The 15,626-nt window shown below is 62.2% G+C and carries 14 protein-coding genes; 8 read left to right on the top strand and 6 right to left on the bottom strand.

The window, feature by feature from the left end; genetic code table 11:
* Positions 1-364 precede the first annotated feature (364 nt).
* The gene (gene glnA / locus FJ492_RS01445) at positions 365-1,774 is read right to left on the bottom strand and encodes a type I glutamate--ammonia ligase (RefSeq protein ID WP_015317961.1); all 1,410 of its coding nucleotides are present in this window, start codon (positions 1,772-1,774) and stop codon (positions 365-367) included.
* 83 nt (positions 1,775-1,857) lie between these two features.
* Positions 1,858-2,196 carry a P-II family nitrogen regulator gene (locus FJ492_RS01450; RefSeq protein WP_006205430.1) on the bottom strand — a complete coding sequence of 113 codons (339 nt, stop codon included), beginning with the start codon at positions 2,194-2,196 and terminating at the stop codon, positions 1,858-1,860.
* A gap of 357 nt (positions 2,197-2,553) precedes the next feature.
* On the opposite strand from FJ492_RS01450, the gene FJ492_RS01455 reads away from it, so the two are divergent.
* Entirely contained in the window at positions 2,554-4,083 is a 1,530-nt protein-coding gene (locus FJ492_RS01455) for an NAD(P)H-hydrate dehydratase (protein WP_140768129.1), read from the top strand.
* A gap of 26 nt (positions 4,084-4,109) precedes the next feature.
* Here FJ492_RS01455 and FJ492_RS01460 read toward each other — a convergent pair whose 3' ends face one another.
* Positions 4,110-5,642 (bottom strand): acyl-CoA carboxylase subunit beta, encoded by a 1,533-nt coding sequence (locus FJ492_RS01460; RefSeq protein ID WP_140768131.1) that lies wholly within the window; start codon positions 5,640-5,642, stop codon positions 4,110-4,112.
* Positions 5,643-6,053: 411 nt separating this feature from the next.
* On the opposite strand from FJ492_RS01460, the gene FJ492_RS01465 reads away from it, so the two are divergent.
* On the top strand, positions 6,054-7,478 hold the full coding sequence (locus FJ492_RS01465; protein WP_140505234.1) for a DEAD/DEAH box helicase: 1,425 nt from the start codon (positions 6,054-6,056) through the stop codon (positions 7,476-7,478).
* Positions 7,479-7,583: 105 nt separating this feature from the next.
* On the opposite strand, the gene FJ492_RS01470 is transcribed toward FJ492_RS01465, so the two are convergent.
* Both FJ492_RS01470 and FJ492_RS01475 read right to left on the bottom strand, forming a co-directional pair.
* Entirely contained in the window at positions 7,584-8,558 is a 975-nt protein-coding gene (locus FJ492_RS01470) for an alpha/beta fold hydrolase (protein WP_140768133.1), read from the bottom strand.
* Positions 8,559-8,650: 92 nt separating this feature from the next.
* Complete coding sequence (locus FJ492_RS01475) at positions 8,651-9,472, bottom strand: SDR family oxidoreductase (RefSeq protein WP_140768135.1); 822 nt, start codon at positions 9,470-9,472, stop codon at positions 8,651-8,653.
* A 207-nt stretch (positions 9,473-9,679) separates the two neighbouring features.
* On the opposite strand from FJ492_RS01475, the gene FJ492_RS01480 reads away from it, so the two are divergent.
* From FJ492_RS01480 to FJ492_RS01500, 5 genes are all read left to right on the top strand, one after another.
* The gene (locus tag FJ492_RS01480) at positions 9,680-10,714 is read left to right on the top strand and encodes a cysteine synthase A (protein WP_140505239.1); all 1,035 of its coding nucleotides are present in this window, start codon (positions 9,680-9,682) and stop codon (positions 10,712-10,714) included.
* Entirely contained in the window at positions 10,714-11,457 is a 744-nt protein-coding gene (locus FJ492_RS01485; protein ID WP_140768137.1) for an alanyl-tRNA editing protein, read from the top strand. Before FJ492_RS01480 ends, FJ492_RS01485 begins: the two co-directional genes overlap by 1 nt.
* 36 nt (positions 11,458-11,493) lie before the next feature.
* Entirely contained in the window at positions 11,494-12,360 is an 867-nt protein-coding gene (sseA, locus tag FJ492_RS01490; protein WP_140768139.1) for a 3-mercaptopyruvate sulfurtransferase, read from the top strand.
* A 4-nt stretch (positions 12,361-12,364) separates the two neighbouring features.
* A complete protein-coding gene (locus tag FJ492_RS01495) occupies positions 12,365-12,928 on the top strand; it encodes a GNAT family N-acetyltransferase (RefSeq protein ID WP_027145601.1) in 564 nt (187 codons plus the stop codon).
* 215 nt (positions 12,929-13,143) lie between these two features.
* A complete protein-coding gene (locus tag FJ492_RS01500; RefSeq protein WP_027145602.1) occupies positions 13,144-13,611 on the top strand; it encodes a DUF1203 domain-containing protein in 468 nt (155 codons plus the stop codon).
* Between the two features lie 221 nt (positions 13,612-13,832).
* On the opposite strand, the gene ald is transcribed toward FJ492_RS01500, so the two are convergent.
* Entirely contained in the window at positions 13,833-14,948 is a 1,116-nt protein-coding gene (ald, locus tag FJ492_RS01505; RefSeq protein WP_019858003.1) for an alanine dehydrogenase, read from the bottom strand.
* Between the two features lie 157 nt (positions 14,949-15,105).
* On the opposite strand from ald, the gene FJ492_RS01510 reads away from it, so the two are divergent.
* A complete protein-coding gene (locus FJ492_RS01510) occupies positions 15,106-15,579 on the top strand; it encodes an Lrp/AsnC family transcriptional regulator (RefSeq protein ID WP_015317948.1) in 474 nt (157 codons plus the stop codon).
* Positions 15,580-15,626 lie beyond the last annotated feature (47 nt).

Genomic DNA, 15,626 nt, shown 5'->3' on the forward strand with positions numbered 1-15,626 from the left:
GTGCCTCCGGCAGGCGGCGTTGACAGGCCACGCCGCGGCATGCGTATTCGTCGCCTTGGGGGTTACGCCAAAGCGATGCTGTTCGAACGGGGCGGGGGTTTCGTGAACGACGGCATTGGCGGGGCGCCGGACGAGCGGGCATTGCAGCCTGAGGCAGTGCGCCGCTCGCTCCTGGCGTTCGATTGCGTCCCGAAAGGCCATCCGCCAACTTGCTCGAACGGGTTTTTTGCCACCCAATCGGAGGTCTTCTGCGGCGGCCAAGAGGGCCGGCTGCCCCAGCTGAGATGCGTCCTCCTTGAATCAGCAAAAAGCCCTTGAAGGGGGAAATCCTTCAAGGGCTTCGAAACACTATCCGAACGGAATCTTAGACCGAATAGTACATGTCGTATTCGACCGGATGCGGGGTCATTTCGAAGCGCATCACTTCGGCCATCTTGAGCTCGATATAGCTGTCGATCTGGTCGTCGTCGAAGACACCGCCGGCCTTCAGGAAGCCGCGATCCTTGTCGAGGCTCTGGAGCGCTTCGCGCAGCGAACCGCAGACGGTCGGGATCTTCTTCAGCTCCTTCGGCGGCAGGTCGTAGAGATCCTTGTCCATCGGCTGTCCCGGGTGGATCTTGTTCTTGATGCCGTCGAGGCCGGCCATCAGCATGGCGGCGAAAGCGAGATAGGGGTTCGCGCCCGGATCCGGGAAGCGGACTTCGACGCGCTTGGCTTTCGGTGAACTGCCGAATGGGATGCGGCAGGACGCCGAACGGTTGCGCGCCGAATAGGCGAGCAGCACCGGCGCCTCGTAACCCGGCACCAGACGCTTGTAGGAGTTGGTCAGCGGGTTGGTGAAGGCATTGATCGCCTTGGCATGCTTGATGATGCCGCCGATGTAGAACAGGCAGCTCTCCGACAGACCGGCATACTCATTGCCGGCGAAAGTTGGCTTGCCGCCCTTCCAGATCGACTGGTGGACGTGCATGCCCGAGCCGTTGTCGCCGAAGATCGGCTTCGGCATGAAGGTCGCCGTCTTGCCATAGGCATTGGCGACCTGGTGCACGACGTACTTGTAGATCAGCATCTTGTCGGCGTTGCGGACTAGCGTGTCGAACTTGATGCCGAGTTCGTGCTGGGCGGCGGCCACCTCATGGTGATGCTTTTCGACGCGCACGCCCATTTCGGCGAGCACCGTCAGCATTTCGGAGCGCATGTCCTGTGCCGAATCGATCGGCGGCACCGGGAAATAGCCGCCCTTGATGCGCGGGCGGTGACCGAGATTGCCGGTCTCGTAATCGGTGTCGTCGTTCGACGGCAGTTCGGTCGAATCCAGCTTGAAGCCGGTGTTGTAGGGATCCGCTTTGTACTTGACGTCGTCGAACACGAAGAACTCGGCTTCCGGGCCGACATAGATGGTGTCGCCGATGCCTTCCGACTTCATGTAGGCCTCGGCCTTCTTGGCCGTGCCGCGCGGATCGCGGTTGTAGGATTCGCCCGAGACCGGATCGAGGATGTCGCACAGGATGACCATGGTCGACTGCGCGAAGAACGGATCCATGTGGACCGTGTCCGGATCGGGCATCAGTACCATATCGGACTCATTGATGGCCTTCCAGCCGGCGATCGAGGAGCCGTCGAACATGACGCCGTCGGCAAACATGTCTTCCTCGACCTCGACAACATCCATCGTCACGTGCTGCAGCTTGCCCTTCGGGTCGGTGAAGCGCAGGTCGACGAATTTCACGTCGTTGTCCTTGATCTGCTTCATGATGTCTTTGGCTGTCGTCATGTCATGTATCCCTGTGTGCTGACGTTTTTTGATGGATGACGTTTCTTAGAGGATGGCCGGTCTTAGAGGATGGCCGGCTCGGATCAAACCGCGTCCATTCCGGTTTCGCCGGTGCGGATGCGCACGACTTCCTCGATGTTGGAGACGAATATCTTGCCGTCGCCGATGCGGCCGGTCTGGGCCGCCTTGCGGATGGCCTCGATCGCGCCTTCCACGGCATCGTCGCCGAGCACGACCTCGATCTTCACCTTGGGCAGGAAGTCGACGACATATTCGGCGCCGCGGTAGAGTTCGGTGTGACCCTTCTGGCGCCCGAATCCCTTGGCCTCGGTCACGGTGATGCCTTGCAGTCCGGCCTCCTGAAGCGCTTCCTTCACTTCGTCCAGCTTGAATGGCTTGATGATCGCTTCGATCTTTTTCATGTAAAAAGTGGCCTCCACTGCCAAAGAAACGGGTTGTGAGCCCCCGCTTGCGCCTCAATCAAGCACGAACTGTGCCAGTCGGAGGGAACAGAAGCGGTGTCATACGATTTCAAAGCTATGTCACCCCCAGATGCAAATTCGCGTCATGCGCTGCATTGGAAGCGGCATGAATGGCTGTAGCCTATCCGGCACTCCTGTGCATGTCTGCCCAATATCTGGGCAAATTGCTCATCTGGTGCGCAGCTTGGTGCCTGCGATCCTTGCGCCGATCGACATGGTCATGACAGCGCCAGCTCCTCCCCGTTTGCGTCGAGCCGAAAACTGGACAATGCTTGATCGAATGCGGATCGGCAATCCATGAGCCACGAACTTCTTACTTCCGCCGAGATGGACGAGGCGGATCGGCTGACAATTGCAGCAGGTCCAACCGACGGCATTGGATTGATGCGACGTGCAGGGCAAGCCGTCGCGGCCGAAGTGCTCAGGCGCTATCCAGCGGCGGCGCACGTCCATGTGTTGTGCGGCCCGGGCAACAATGGTGGCGACGGTTATGTCGTTGCCCGGATCCTCGCCGGCAGCGGCGTCGCCACCACGGTCTGGGCGTCTGCCCCGCCGAAGCCGCATAGCGATGCGGCACTCGCCGCCGCCGAATGCCCAATCAAGCCCCGGCCGCTATCGGACTTGGATGCCGGACCCGGCTCGATCGTCGTCGATGCGCTTTACGGGGCAGGGCTGTCCAAGCGGCTGTCGGGTGAGGCCGCCAGGGCGGTCGATCTGGTCACCGACCTGCATTTGCCGGTTGTCGCGGTCGACCTGCCTTCCGGCATTGCCGGCGACAGCGGCAAGGTGCTCGGCAGGTCGTTTTCGGCCGAGCTCACAGTGACCTTTGCGCGCAAGAAGCCCGGCCATCTGCTCCTGCCCGGCCGGGAGCGATGCGGCGAGATCGTGCTTGCCGATATCGGCATTGGGCTGGAGATCATTGCAAGGCTCCAGCCCCGGACGTTCGAGAATGGACCAGCGCTTTGGTTGCGCTATTTGCCGGTGCCGGCCGTCGACGCGCACAAATACAAGCGCGGCCATGTCGGTGTCTTTTCCGGTGGCCCCAATGCCACCGGCGCGGCGCGGCTCTCTGCATTTGGCGCTGCCCGAAGCGGGGCAGGGGCGGTAACGGTCCTGTCGCCGGGCAACGCCATGCAGGTCAATGCCGCGCACCTGACCTCGATCATGCTGCGCAGGGCCGACGACGCTGCCGACATTGAGGCATTTGTCGAGGAGCGCCGGCCATCGGCCTTTGTTCTCGGGCCTGGCTTTGGCGTCGGTGAAAAAACCCAGGCGTTCGCGCTTGCGCTACTCGCGTTGGGCAAGCCAGCGGCCGCGTCCACTGGAATTGCCGGCCTGGTCTTCGACGCCGACGCGATCACTTCGTTTCGTGAGGTGCCAGATGTCTTGTTCGAAGCCGCCCGCGGGCCAAACGCGCCCGCGCTGGTGATGACACCGCATGAAGGGGAGTTCGCCAGGCTGTTTCCTGGCATCGCCGATGACAATGCCTCATCGAAGCTTGACAAGGCACGCGCGGCGGCAGCGCGCGCCAATGCCGTCATCGTCTACAAGGGCGCCGATACGGGGATCGCCGCTCCGGACGGCAGGGCAGCGATCAATTCCAATGGCGCGGCCTGGCTTGCCACCGCTGGGTCGGGCGATGTGTTGTCCGGCATCACGGCCGGACTGCTTGCGCAAGGCATGCCGGCCTTCGAAGCGGCCTGCGCGGCGGTCTGGATTCACGCCGAGACCGGCAGTCGGTTCGGGCCGGGGCTGGTCGCCGAGGATTTGCCGCAGGCGATGATGCCGGTGCTGCGCGAACTGGTTGCTGCCGGAGGCGGGCGCTGATCAACCGCGATGCCCGCGACACCAGCTCACAGCGGAATGTTGTCGTGCTTCTTCCAGGGGTTCTGCATATCCTTGTTGCGCAGCATGCGAAGCGCCCGGGCGATACGGCGGCGGGTCGAGTGCGGCATGATCACCTCGTCGACATAGCCGCGCTCGGCGGCTACGAACGGCGACAGGAAGCGGTCCTCGTAAGCCTTTGTATGGGCAGCGATTTTTTCGGCATCGCCGATGTCCTTGCGGTAGATGATCTCGACCGCGCCTCTCGCCCCCATAACGGCGATCTGCGCCGTCGGCCAGGCATAGTTCATGTCGCCGCGCAGATGCTTCGACGCCATGACGTCGTAGGCGCCGCCATAGGCTTTGCGGGTGATGACGGTGATCTTCGGCACGGTCGCCTCGGCATAGGCGAAAAGCAGCTTGGCGCCATGCTTGATCAGGCCGCCATACTCCTGCGCCGTGCCGGGCAGAAAACCGGGAACATCGACGAAGGTGACTATCGGGATTGAAAAGCAGTCGCAGAAACGCACGAAGCGCGCCGCCTTGCGGCTGGCGTCGGAATCGAGCACGCCCGCCAGAACCATTGGCTGGTTGGCGACAAAGCCGACCGTGCGGCCCTCTACCCGGCCGAAACCGGTGACGATGTTCTTCGCAAAACTCTGCTGGATCTCGAAGAAATCACCCTCATCGGCGACCTTCAGGATCAGCTCCTTGATGTCGTAGGGCTTGTTGGCATTGTCGGGGATCAGCCGGTCGAGCGACATGTCATGGTCGGTGACCGACTGGTAGCATTCGATCTCGGGGAGCTCCGACGTATTGGAAGCTGGCAACAGGTCGACCAGCCGGCGCATCTGCAAGAGTGCTTCGACGTCATTGTCATAGGCGCCGTCGGCGATCGAGGATTTCGTTGTGTGGACGGAAGCGCCGCCGAGGCCCTCGGCGGTCACCGTCTCGTTGGTCACGGTCTTCACCACATCCGGCCCTGTGACGAACATGTAAGAGGTATCGCGCACCATGAAGATGAAATCGGTCATCGCGGGCGAATAGACGTCACCGCCGGCACAAGGGCCCATGATGACGGAGATCTGCGGAATGACACCCGAAGCGAGCACATTGCGCTGGAAGATCTCGGCATACCCGCCGAGTGCGGCGACGCCTTCCTGGATGCGCGCGCCCCCGGCATCGTAGAGGCCGATGATCGGCGCGCGATTGCGCAGCGCCATCTCCTGCACCTTGATGACCTTTTCGGCATGGGCTTCCGACAGCGAGCCCCCGAACACCGTGAAATCCTTGGCGAAGAGATAGACCGGCCGGCCGTTGACCGTGCCCCAGCCGGTGACGACGCCATCGCCTGCGATCTTGGTCTTCTCCATGCCGAAGTCGGTCGAGCGGTGCTCGACATACATGTCGAACTCCTCGAAAGAACCCTCATCGAGGAACACCTCGATGCGTTCGCGCGCTGTGAGCTTGCCCTTCTTGTGCTGGGCGTCGATGCGGGCCTGGCCGCCACCCATGCGGGCGATGTCACGCCGCCGCTCGAGTTCCTTCAGCACGTCTTTCATCGCTCGGTCCCCAGAAAACGGAAGCTGCGTTTGTGGTAATGATGCCCGTCGGGGAGCGCAAGCGTCGGCTTTTGGCTGGTTTTTGCTGCACCGCAACATCGCGCCTCTTGCATTCCGGGGCGAACTCAGCCATATGCAACCCATAGGCGCTTGGGCCGGGAGATTCCGGCCTTCTCGACAAATGAGACTGGTTGCGTCTGTTTTCCCTCTTTCCGGTATATCGGCCCCTCTTTCCGGTACATCACAAAGTGGCGAAAAAGCCCCGTGGCATGATGCCTGCGGGCACGACAGCGCAGCCGAGTGGACGCACGTGTCCGCCCGCCTTGTCGTTTCATATCAAATTTTCGACGGCAGGTTGCGCCCTGCCGCGATTGACGTTTGCGGCCAGAGGCCGCGTGAAAGAAGATTATTTTGACCAACGAAAACACTTTGCCCGGCAACGACACCGCGGAACTCTCCGGTTTCGCGGCGCTGGGAATTACGGGTGCGCTGCTCAAGGCCACCCACAATGCCGGATTCGCCGAACCGAAGCCGATCCAGATGCAGGCCATCCCGCCGCAGCTGGAAGGCCGTGACATTTTCGGCATCGCGCAGACCGGCTCCGGCAAAACCGCGGCCTTTGCGCTGCCGATCCTATCGAAGATCATCGCGCTAGGCACCAAGCGGCGCGCCAAGACGACCCGCGCGCTGATCCTGGCGCCGACCCGCGAACTCGCGGTGCAGATCGAGGACACCATCAAGATCCTCGCCAAGGGCGCGCATGTCTCGACGGCACTCGTGCTGGGCGGCGTCTCGCGCTTCAGCCAGGTGAAGAAGGTTGCTCCCGGCGTCGATATCCTCATCGCCACGCCCGGTCGCTTGACCGACCTCGTGCGCGAGGGCGACCTCATCCTCTCCGACACCAAATGGCTGGTGCTGGACGAGGGCGATCGCATGCTCGACATGGGCTTCATCAACGACGTCAAGCGCATTGCCAAGGCGACCGCGCCCGATCGCCAGACGGCGCTCTTCTCGGCCACCATGCCGGACGAGATCGCTGAACTCGCCAAGGGCCTCCTGAAGAACCCTGTCCGTGTCGAAGTCTCGCCGCAAAGCACTGCGGCCGCCGAAATCGTCCAGGGCGTCGTCTTCGCCCGCACCAAGCAGAAGCGCCAGGTGTTGTCGACGATGCTCGCCGATGAGGCGATGAAGTCCGTCATCATCTTTTCGCGTACCAAACATGGTGCGGACCGGGTGACCAAGGACCTCGAGCGCGACGGCTTCAAGGCCGCCGTTATCCACGGCAACAAGTCGCAGAATGCCCGTCAGAAGGCGCTGAATGATTTCCGCGACGGTTCGGTGCGCATCCTGGTCGCGACCGACATCGCCGCGCGCGGCATCGACGTGCCCGGCATCAGCCATGTCGTGAATTTCGACCTGCCGGACGAGGCTGAAAGCTACGTCCACCGCATCGGCCGCACCGGTCGCAACGGGATGGATGGCATCGCGATCACGCTTTGCGATCCTTCGGAGAACAGCAAGCTGCGCCAGGTCGAGCGGATCATCCGCACCAAGCTGCCTGTTGTTGCCGACCATCTCGGCAGCCCCGATCCGGCACGCAATCCGGCGGAAAAGAACGAGCGCTTCGAACCCGCCAATGATCGCAGCGACCGCAATGGGCGTCGCGACGGCCGGCGACCGGGCGGCGAGAAGAAGCAGAACAACGGCTTCGGCAACAAGCGTTTCGGCGACAAGCCAGCCTTTGCCGGCGAACGCAAGCCCGAAGGCGCCAAGCCCTTCAAGGGCAACAACAAGCGCCGCTTCGGCGGCAAGCGTCCGGCGGCGCGAGCTGCTTAATACGCCTTATGCAGTTGGCCAACCCTTGATGGTTGGCTGGTGACTGACCAACAAAGAAAGGGGCTGATGAAGCAATGCTTCATCAGCCCTTTTCGTCTCCGAACCTTACTTCGCCACCGCCTCGACCCAGACAGCAATCCGTTGCGCCAGGAAAGCCGTGGTGGATGGCGACAGCGCGTCGCCGGCGATGACATGATTGTCGGGATCGCCACTGCTTTCGATGGGGACCAGCTCATGCGGGCCACCCCAGCGCGCGGCGATTTCGCGGGTACGGTCGGCCCGCACCACTCTGTCCAAATCCGAGAAGATGAACAAAGCCGGGATGGTCGCCTTCTCCACGGGCGCGCCATAGGCTAGCTCCGTCAGGGCCTGCATCGGCATTGTCGCTGCGATCGGATATCTGGTGGTCCAGAATTTCTCATGCAGCGCGTTGCGCGGCGCGAAGTTGCGTTCCCTGCCGGCGACGAGTTCGGCGATCTGCTTTCCCCATGGCATGGTCAGGACCTCGGCGCCGGATGCCTTCACGCCGAAATTGGGCGAGATGAATGCAATGGCCGCCACGCCCTCGGATGCACCGGCCTGCGTCGCCGCCCAGGCCGCCAGCGAGCCGCCGGTCGACGTTGAGATGACGATCACCTTGTCGCCGATCGCCCGGCCGATGGCGAGCGCCTCCTCATAGTCGTTGATCCAGGCATTGACACTGCCTTGCGTCATCGCCGCGCCGTCCTGGCCGTGACCGGTGAGGCGGGTGTAGAACAGGTTGGCGTCGAGCTGGTCGGCAACGTCGTCGGGCAAGGGCCGGACCTCGCCCTTCGATGCGGAAAAGCCATGGATGTAGACGATCGACAGCGGCGTCTTGGCGTGCACCATCGGGTTCGCCCAGACGATCTCCTTCTCCAGCCCGTCGCGAATACCGGGCATGGCGGCTTCAACCTTTGCCACATAGGCTTGTGGGTCGTCACCGATGACGGAAGGATCGAAACGGATCGTGGTGTCGACGGGTACGCGTGGACCCAATACGGAGGCCAGTGCGAGGATGGCGATCAGGCCCAGCACAGCAAACACGATCCGTCGCCCCATCGCAGACTCCACGCAACAACATTCAAGCTATGGTGGTGGCCATGCACAGGCAACGGCCGTTCAGGCAGCCAAGCCACCAATCCTGTGGGCATCTACTTGTTGGGCGCTTTGCGCTCATAATACAGCGGCCGTGCCTTCCAGCTGGTCGTCAGGTTGATCACCCATCTGCATAAAGGCCTTGGCAGCATGCCAAGAATTTTCAGCGGCCAGCTCGTTCTATACGGGAAGGTGACTTCGAAGCCGCCGGACTTGATTCCTTTCATCATGCGGCGCGTCGCACGGCCAACCGGCATCAGGCCCGGCATCGGCAGCATGTTCTTTTCGGTCAGTGGCGTGTCGACGAAACCGGGGTTTACCACCTGGACGCGGATGTTCATCTTGTCGAAATCATATTTCAGCGACTCGGCCAGGATGTTGATCGCCGCCTTGGTGCCACCATAGGCCGCCGTGGTCGGCCAGCCGAAATAGGCGGTCACCGAGCCGACCAGAACGACATGGCCACGCGCGCGCACCCGCATATACTCGACCACAGGCACCAGCCCATTGATGATGCCGAAATAGTTGACCTCGAAGGAGCGGCGGAAGTCCTTGACGACGAGCGACTCTCCAGGTGTCGCGATGTAGTGTCCGGCATTGAAGATGGCGAGCACGATCGGCCCGAGGTCCTTCTCGATCGCCGCCACCGTCTTTGCCATGCGCGGCTCGTCGGTGACGTCGCAGGGAAAGGACACGACCTTGCCCGGCATCTGTGCGGTCTCGACGATGAGCGTGTCGATCGGATCGTCGTCCAGCGCTGTCACCGCCACCGCATACCCTTGTGACGCCAGATCCTTGGCCAGCGAGCGGCCGATGCCGCTGCTGCCGCCCGTGACCCATGCGACGCCGTGTTTCGGATCGGCCCGATAGAGTGTCATGCTTGCGCCCCGCCGAGTTATTAGTGTCTTGCTCTAGCGGTGGAGAAATCGAATGAAAAGGGTGCTTCTCGACGCCAGGTGCAAATGGTCCCCAGCGACATCCATGCACCGCAGCGCCGGAAATGCGACTGGACCAGACGAATTCTTGCCTTGAAACCGAAGCGTTGGGTTTCTAGGGTTTCGGCGCACGTACACAAGGAATCCTGAATGCCCCGTTCTGTGATCGACGCGATCGGCAACACGCCTCTGATCCGCCTCAATAAAGCTTCCGAAGAGACCGGCTGCGAGATCCTGGGCAAGGCCGAGTTCATGAATCCGGGCCAGTCGGTCAAGGATCGCGCCGGGCTGTTCATCATCCGCGATGCCGAACAACGTGGCCTGTTGAAGCCGGGCGGTGTCATCGTCGAGGGGACGGCCGGCAACACCGGCATTGGGTTGACGCTCGTCGCCAAGGCACTCGGCTATCGCACGGTCATCGTCATCCCGGATACGCAGAGCCAGGAAAAGAAGGACACGATCAGGTTGCTCGGCGCCGAACTGATCGAAGTGCCCGCCGTGCCTTACAAGAACCCCAACAATTATGTGAAGCTGTCGGGGCGGCTGGCCGAGCAGATGGCGAGAACTGAGCCGAACGGCGCCATCTGGGCCAATCAGTTCGACAATGTCGCCAACCGCGATGGTCATATCCGTACCACGGCCGAGGAAATCTGGGCCCAGACCGGCGGCAAGGTCGACGGTTTCGTCTCGGCGGTGGGTTCGGGCGGAACGCTGGCCGGTGTCGGGCTCGGTTTGAGGGCCAGGAGCAAGAACGTCAAGATTGCGCTCGCCGATCCTCTCGGCGCCGCCCTCTACAGTTTCTATACCAGCGGCGAATTAAAGTCCGAAGGCAGTTCGATCACCGAAGGCATCGGGCAGGGGCGCATCACCGCCAATCTCGAAGGCTTCACGCCTGACTTCTCCTACCAGATCAAGGATGAGGACGCGCTGCCGATCGTCTTCGACCTGATCCAGGAGGAAGGCCTGTGCGTCGGCGGCTCGACTGGCATCAACATCGCCGGCGCGATGCGGCTGGCCAGGGAATTGGGCCCGGGCCACACCATCGTGACGATCCTCTGCGACTACGGCACGCGCTATCAGTCGAAGCTGTTCAACCCGGAATTCCTGCGCGACAAGAAGCTTCCTGTGCCGGGCTGGATGGAACTGCAGAGCAAGATCTCGGTGCCGTTCGAAAAGGTCGCGTGATGGCGCACAAGACAGAAGCGCTGTTTCGCGACGATGCCTATCTCAGGACGGCTGACGCCACGGTCGTCGCCATCAATGAGCGCGGCGGCATCATCCTCGACCGGACGATCTTTTATGCCACTTCTGGCGGCCAGCCGGGCGATAGCGGCACGTTGGAGTGTGCCAACGGCAGCCGCATCGAGATCGCCGCCACGATTACAGGCGAAACCAAGGACGAGATCATCCACGTGCCGGCGCCCGCGCAGGCGGCACTGGCCGTTGGCGAGCGGGTGAAGCTGGCAATCTTCTGGGAGCGGCGGCACCTGCTGATGCGCATGCACGCTGCCTGCCACCTGCTGACAGTCGTCTGCCCGTTCCCGATCACCGGTGCGGCGGTTTCCGAGGACGACAGCCGTGTCGATTTCGACATTCCGGACGCCAGCTTCACCAAGGAAGATGTGACTGCCGGCATGATGGACCTGGTGAGGGCTGATCATCCCATCTTCACCAGGCTGATCAGCGACGAGGAATTGGCCGCCAATCCCGGCCTGGTGAAATCCAAGAATGTCCGACCGCCCGTTGGCACGGGCAATATCCGCCTCGTCTGCATCGGCGAAAGCGCCTCGGTGGACAGCCAGCCCTGCGGTGGCACGCATGTGAAAAGCACCGGCGAAATCGGCGAGATCCACATCGGCAAGATCGAGAAGAAAGGCCGGGAGAACAGGCGCTTCCGCATCCGCTTCGGCCCCATGCCGGCGAACTGAACAGACAGACACCGTCAAAAGGCGGTAGGAGAGAAAATGGCCGAAGACAGTCCTTTCACCGTCGACGCTGACTGGCTGCAGGAGCGCTTGGGCCAGCCGGGCCTAACGATCATAGATGCCTCCTGGTATCTGCCGGCGCAAAAACGCGACGCGCGCGCCGAGTATGATGCTGCCCATATTCCAGGCGCCCGTTTCCTGGACCAGGATGCCGTTTCGGATCCCGACGCCGCCATGCCGCATACGCTGGCATCGCCGCAGCATTTCGCCCAGTATGTCGGCTCAATGGGCGTTTCGGCCGATGACACCATCGTCGTTTATGATGGCCCAGGTTTCTTCTCGGCGCCCCGGGCATGGTGGATGTTCCGCATCATGGGCGTCTTCCAGACCTATATTCTGGACGGCGGTTTCGACAACTGGAAGGCGTCCGACCGGCCGGTAACAGCCGAGCCGACCAAGATCGCGCCAAGCGTCTTTCATGCTGATTTCGATGCCGGTCGCGTCGTCGGTTTGGCCGACATGCGCCGGATCGTCGATACGAAAGCAAGCCAGATTGCCGACGCCAGGGGACCCGGCCGCTTTACCGGTGCCGAGCCCGAGCCCCGCGCTGGCATCCGCTCCGGCCATATGCCGGGCGCACGCAACATCCCTTATTCGGCGCTTTCCGAAAACGGCAGGCTGCTGCCGAAGGACCGTTTGCGCGAGGTGATAGAGAACTCCGGTATCGACCTGTCCAAACCAGTGGTCACATCCTGCGGCTCCGGCGTCACCGCTGCGGTGGTCACGCTGGCGCTGGAGACGCTTGGCCACACCGACAACAGGCTTTATGACGGCTCATGGACCGAGTGGGGCGGGCTGTCCGATACGCCGGTCGTGACCGGCCCAGCGAATGCCGGCAAGGAATGAATTGATGGAAAACGGCGTGCTGCAGGATATTGAAGTCACGGTGACTTTTCTGGAGATGCATGCCCCACAGGCCGCCTCGCCACCGGTGCCCTACAACCGTCAGGTCGCACTGCTGAAGACCAGGGATATTCCCTTGCATTTCTACCGCTACCTGATGGACCGGGTGGGGCGCAAATGGCACTGGGTGAATGTTCTAAGGCTGAATGACGACGAGCTGTCGGCCGGAATCCACCGCGAGGATCGCGACATCAGGGTGCTCTATCTCGACGGTTCGCCGGCAGGCTTCTTCGACCTCAAGCCGCATCTGCCCGAGGAAGTCGAACTCGCCTATTTCGGCATGATGGAACACGCCACCGGGCAAGGCATCGGCCGCTGGTTCCTTGGCTCGGCGATTGCGGCGGCGTGGTCGTATGGGCCGAAACGGGTGACGGTGCAGACCTGCACGCTCGACCACCCCGCAGCGCTGCCGCTCTACCAGAAGCTCGGTTTCAAGCCGGTCGCTCAGAAGAAAGAGGTCGTGCATCCCCTACCTTTCGCCGAGCGCTCGGCCAGCGTCATGCGGCCGTAACTCCAGCCGGAATCTGAACCGCCGCTTCGACGATTTCATCAAGTGATTTGTCGCACTGATTAGCCGGCTTATGTCTGAAGATGCCGGGGATCCCATCGAAGGTCTACGGGGACCTATCCTCACATCGGATCGGTTCCCGGATGCTTGGCGGGAATCGGGTGGGAAGCCCTGTCGCGAGCGGGTAATTTCCGGTCGACAGCAGCGGAGATCTTGCCATGACCATCCAGTTCACAGCTCTGCCGACCGAAGATGTAAGGGCCCTGCAGCGCGGCGGTCCCGATGCCTATGGCCAGACGCCCGAGCGGAAAATCTCTGACGGTGATGGCATGCCTTGCCGGCATTGCCTTAGGAATATCGCCGCCGGGGATGTCTACCTAATCCTCGCCTACCGGCCATTTCCGAACCCTCAGCCCTACGCTGAAACAGGGCCGATCTTCCTGCATGCCCAGGAGTGCGAGCGTGCCGCCGGGGCAGGACTGCCGCCCGAGATTCTCGATAGCCCGGACTATATCGTGCGCGGCTATGGCAGCGATGATCGTATCGTCTACGGTAGCGGTGGCGTCATCCCGACCCAAGCAATTGCCGCACGAGCCGAGACCTTGTTCGAGCGTGAAGACATTGCCTATGTGCATGTCCGCTCGGCGCGCAACAATTGCTACCAGTGCCGTATCGAGCGCGCATGAGATGCAACGATTGCCGATAGAAAGCTTCTGTCGCACTGCTGTCGCATGGACGCGCTAGAAAGCCGTTGTCGATCGATTGGCCGACCGCGGATGAACCGGCGGCAAATCTCGATATCGAGGAAGCGGGGCTTTGGCTCCGCTTTTTTGTTGCCTGCACCGATCGCTCAAGAAAAAACCCGCCGGTTTGAGCCGGCGGGGACTGAAGGAAGCTTTCGGGTGTATTAAGCCGCGAGCACTGCCTTCGGCTCGACCAGTTCATAGCCGAGCGCTTCGGCGACCGCGCGGTTGGTGATCTTGCCCTTGTGGACGTTGAGGCCGTTGCGCAGGTGATGGTCGTCGACCAGGGCCTTCAGGCCCTTGTCGGCGAGCTGCAGGCCATAGTGCAGCGTTGCGTTATTCAGCGCATGGGCCGAAGTGACCGGCACCGCACCAGGCATGTTGGCGACGCAGTAGTGGATGACACCGTCGACCTCGTAGGTGGGTTCGGCATGGGTGGTCGCGTGCGAGGTCTCGAAGCAGCCGCCTTGGTCGATGGCGACATCGACCAGTACCGAGCCCTTTTTCATGCCGGACAGCATTTCGCGGGTGACGAGCTTCGGCGCGGCAGCGCCCGGGATGAGCACGGCGCCGACGACGATGTCGGCCGAGAAGCATTCTTCCTCGAGCGCCTCGACGGTCGAATAACGGGTGTGGACCCGGCCGGCGAAGAGGTCGTCGAGTTGGCGCAGACGCGGGATCGAGCGGTCGATGATGGTGACATCTGCGCCAAGGCCGGCGGCCATGCGGGCCGCGTGGAGGCCAACAACGCCGCCGCCGAGCACGGTGACCTTGCCGGGCAGCACGCCGGGCACGCCGCCGAGCAGCACGCCGCGGCCGCCATTGGCCTTCTGCAGCGCCGTGGCGCCGGCCTGGATCGACAGGCGGCCAGCGACTTCCGACATCGGCGCCAGAAGCGGCAGCCCGCCACGGTCGTCGGTCACGGTTTCATAGGCAATCGCGGTGACGCCCGAAGCGAGCAGGCCCTTGGTCTGTTCCGGATCCGGGGCCAAGTGGAGATAGGTGTAGAGGATCTGGCCTTCGCGCAGCTGTACCCACTCATTGGGCTGCGGCTCCTTGACCTTGACGATCATGTCCGACTTGGCGAACACGTCGGCGGCCGTCTTGGCGATGGTGGCGCCGGCGGCGCGATAGGCATTGTCATCGGCGCCGATGCCGGCGCCCGCGCCGGCCTCGACCAGAACTTCATGGCCATGGGCGACATATTCGCGGACCGAGCCCGGCGTGAGGCCGACACGGTATTCGTGATTCTTGATTTCCTTGGGGCAGCCGACGCGCATTTTCTTCTCCTGATCCGGGCCCTTTTGGGCTCACTCCCTGTATGGACGCAGTGAACCATGAATCGGCGCGCAGGTGTTTGCGAATGCGCTTGCAGGAGCGCGCGTCCTTCGATAATCGTTGCGAAAAATGTACCGATATTCGCAGGAATCACGAAGAATGCCGCTCGACAGGATTGATATCGCCATTCTGGAGACATTGCAGAAGGATGGCCGGATGCCGAACGCGGCCCTTGCCGAAAAGGTCGGCCTGTCGCAGTCGGCCTGTTCGCGCCGGCTCGACAATCTGGAAAAATCCGGAACCATTCGCGGCTACCACGCCCGGCTGTCCAATGCAGCCCTTGGCCACCAGATGACGGCGATCGTCCACATATCGCTCTCCGGCCAGTTCGAGAAGACGCTGTCGGACTTCGAAGCGGCGATCAAACGCTGTCCGAACGTACTGTCGTGCCACCTGATGTCGGGCGAGTACGATTATATCCTGAGGATCGCGGCGAAGGATCTCGTCGACTACGAGCGCATCCACAAGGAATGGTTGTCCGCGATGCCGCACGTAACGAAGATCAATTCGTCCTTCGCCTTGCGCGAAATCGTCGACCGGACGGCCATGGGGTTGAAGCCGGAAATGGCTTAGAGCCCGGCCGAGACCTCGTTCCTATGCCCATCTGAAGGCGTTTTCTG

Source organism: Mesorhizobium sp. B2-5-4, from assembly GCF_006441095.1.
In the GTDB taxonomy this organism is placed as follows: Bacteria; Pseudomonadota; Alphaproteobacteria; order Rhizobiales; family Rhizobiaceae; genus Mesorhizobium; species Mesorhizobium salmacidum.

Excerpts from the sequence above, each read along its gene's own strand:
- FJ492_RS01480 (WP_140505239.1), top strand. The coding sequence starts at position 9,680 with ATGCCCCGTTCTGTGATCGACGCGATCGGCAACACGCCTCTGATCCGC.
- FJ492_RS01500 (WP_027145602.1), top strand. The coding sequence starts at position 13,144 with ATGACCATCCAGTTCACAGCTCTGCCGACCGAAGATGTAAGGGCCCTG.
- sseA (WP_140768139.1), top strand. The coding sequence starts at position 11,494 with ATGGCCGAAGACAGTCCTTTCACCGTCGACGCTGACTGGCTGCAGGAG.
- ald (WP_019858003.1), bottom strand. The coding sequence starts at position 14,948 with ATGCGCGTCGGCTGCCCCAAGGAAATCAAGAATCACGAATACCGTGTC.
- FJ492_RS01450 (WP_006205430.1), bottom strand. The coding sequence starts at position 2,196 with ATGAAAAAGATCGAAGCGATCATCAAGCCATTCAAGCTGGACGAAGTG.
- FJ492_RS01455 (WP_140768129.1), top strand. The coding sequence starts at position 2,554 with ATGAGCCACGAACTTCTTACTTCCGCCGAGATGGACGAGGCGGATCGG.
- FJ492_RS01495 (WP_027145601.1), top strand. The coding sequence starts at position 12,365 with ATGGAAAACGGCGTGCTGCAGGATATTGAAGTCACGGTGACTTTTCTG.
- FJ492_RS01460 (WP_140768131.1), bottom strand. The coding sequence starts at position 5,642 with ATGAAAGACGTGCTGAAGGAACTCGAGCGGCGGCGTGACATCGCCCGC.
- FJ492_RS01510 (WP_015317948.1), top strand. The coding sequence starts at position 15,106 with ATGCCGCTCGACAGGATTGATATCGCCATTCTGGAGACATTGCAGAAG.
- glnA (WP_015317961.1), bottom strand. The coding sequence starts at position 1,774 with ATGACGACAGCCAAAGACATCATGAAGCAGATCAAGGACAACGACGTG.
- FJ492_RS01470 (WP_140768133.1), bottom strand. The coding sequence starts at position 8,558 with ATGGGGCGACGGATCGTGTTTGCTGTGCTGGGCCTGATCGCCATCCTC.
- FJ492_RS01475 (WP_140768135.1), bottom strand. The coding sequence starts at position 9,472 with ATGACACTCTATCGGGCCGATCCGAAACACGGCGTCGCATGGGTCACG.
- FJ492_RS01485 (WP_140768137.1), top strand. The coding sequence starts at position 10,714 with ATGGCGCACAAGACAGAAGCGCTGTTTCGCGACGATGCCTATCTCAGG.